Origin of the sequence: Microbacterium sp. (genome assembly GCF_049661145.1) — a bacterium.
In the GTDB taxonomy this organism is placed as follows: Bacteria; Actinomycetota; Actinomycetes; order Actinomycetales; family Microbacteriaceae; genus Microbacterium.
On the sequence record NZ_JBASZT010000328.1, the window covers coordinates 1 to 2,348 of the forward strand.

Consider the following 2,348-nt stretch of genomic DNA (forward strand, 5'->3'; position numbering starts at 1 on the left):
GCGGCATCCTCGGGCGTCTTGTAGCCCGAGATGATGATGAGCACCATCGCCACGATGAACGCGGCGCCGACCGCGATGACGTACAGCCCGATCGGGTCGAACGCGGGGATCGTCAGCAGCGACGTGAAGACGAACGCCTGCGTCGTGATGCCGTGCGGCAGCCCGAGCAGGAGCGAGCCGACGCCGATGATGACACCACCGGTGAGGCACCCGACGAGCATGCGTGGATAGATCCTCTTGTACCGCAGATGGATGCCGTAGAGCGAGGGCTCCGAGATTCCACCGAGCAGGCCCGCCGCCAGCGCACCGGTGGCGGTCTGCTTCATGTCCTTGTCCTTCTCGCGCCACGCGAGGAACAGGACGCCGGCCGTCGCACCGAAGCACGCGAAGTTCCACGCGCCCATCGGGCCCTGGATGAAGTCGTAGCCGAGCGTCTGGATGTTCAGCAGCATGATCGCGTTGATCGGCCAGTGCAGACCCAGCGGCACCATGAAGGGGTATGCCAGCGGGATGACGATCGCGAAGATGAACGGCGAGAAGGTGTTGATCGCGGCCAGCGCGCTGGCAAGCCCCGCTCCGACGTACACGCCGATGGGGCCGATGAGGAACGCCGTCAGCGGGATCATGATGAGCATCGCGAGGAACGGCACGAAGATCAGCTGCACGTTCTCGGGGATGATCCGCTTGAGCAGCTTGTACAGGGGGCCGAGCACCGCGGCCATCAGCAGTGGCGGGAACACCTGCGACGAGTAGTCCGCGATCGGCATGGGCAAGCCCCAGATCTGGACGATCGCGACCTGCGCCTGCTCGAAGCCGAACAGCGGCGTCTTGTCGACACCCGCGCCGAGACCCGCGAATCCGGGCAGCATGAGCACTGCCATGATCGCGAAGCCCACCCACGGGTCCGCACCGATCTTCGCGGACGCGTTGTAGGCCACCATGAGCGGCAAGAAGACGAACACGCACTGCCACATCAGGTTGACGAACGCCCACGACGGGTCGAGGGTCACACCGGGAGAGTTCCAGGGCGGGATCACCTCAAGGGTCGCCATGAGCGCCATGAACGTGATGAACAGCGACGCGCCGAGCAGGGCGCCGAGGATCGGGCGGAACGAGTCGGAGAGGAACTCGAACAGCGTATCGAGCCACGCGTTGGTGCCGCGGGGGCCCTTCGCACGCTCACGCGCCTTGATGTCGGCATCCGTCTCGCCGCCGCCAGCGCCGCCAGCGCCGCCCGGTGCTGCGCCGGCGCCGGCACCTGTCATCACCGGGAGCGCCATGATCTCGTTGTAGACGGTCTGCACGCCACCGCCGATCACGACCTGGAACCGGTCGCCGGCCTGCGGCACGGCTCCGAGGACGCCCGGGACCGCCTCGGCGGCATCTTTGCTCGCTTTGTCTCCGTCGTGGAGTTGGAAGCGCAACCGCGTCGCGCAGTGCGTGAGACTTGCGATGTTGCCTGGGCCGCCGACCGCCTCGACGATCTCGGCCGCGGAGTTCGATGCCATGTCCTGCCCCTTCGGAGTAAATGGATGCTGGCTGAGAAAGGCCTGAGAGCGGCCTCCGTTCGTGACTCTACCCCGGGTCGACGACACGTCGGTAGGCCATCACCGTGTCAAAGACGGTCTCGGCGCGAGCCGTTCTCGGTGACGCCTTCGCAACGGGTGGGACCCGCGGCGCGGTCAGGTTCTGTCCAGGTTCTGCGCCGGGGTTGCCCAGAAAACGTTGTGAAGCTGTGACCTTCGTGTCCGACCCGAGGACGCGCGCCGCCACGCCCTCCCCTGCGTTGCTGCGGTGCCGATTCACCGGAAGTACTTTTCCATGCCCCGCCTTCCCCTTCGCCCCGTCATGCCTGTGCTCGTCAGCGTGGGTCTTGTCGTCGGCATCGCCGCTACCGCGTCGGGAGCCCTCCCCTCCGTCGCCGCCGGCGATACGGCCGGTGCCGGTGATGCACCCACCGCGTCGCACCTCACAGTCGCCCAGGCCATGTCGGCACCGCTCAGCGCGATCACCGCGGATGGGCAGACCGCGCAGGTCGACGCGAAGGCGGCGATCACCGGTGCGGCCAGGGTGTCGGAAGACATCACGGCATCCGGCCTGGACGTGGGCACGGACGACATTGTCGTCGACACGTCACCGCTCAGCGAGCTGGTGGACAAGCTCGACGGCCTCGACGTGACGCCCACCCTCATGATCCCGTCGCTGACGGCCGAGACCGTCGCCGAGACGTCGCGCGTGCGGGCCGAAACGGCGGCGTTGCGCTCGGCCCTGGATGCCGCGAAACAGCGCAGAGCCGAGGAGGAAGCGGCCGCGAAGGCAGCTGCTGAGGCCGCCGCGGCGCAGGCGGC

1 protein-coding gene and 1 pseudogene are annotated in these 2,348 nt (G+C 67.5%); one reads left to right on the top strand and one right to left on the bottom strand.

Annotation, left to right across the window (positions count from 1 at the left end; translation table 11 throughout):
- Window positions 1-1,508, bottom strand: a 1,508-nt coding sequence (locus WBP48_RS13525; protein WP_424441267.1) for a PTS transporter subunit EIIC, incomplete at its 3' end; no start/stop codon positions are given.
- 313 nt (window positions 1,509-1,821) lie between these two features.
- Between WBP48_RS13525 and WBP48_RS13530 the strand changes: the two are divergent.
- Window positions 1,822-2,348: pseudogene (locus tag WBP48_RS13530) on the top strand (lytic transglycosylase domain-containing protein); the annotation flags it as partial.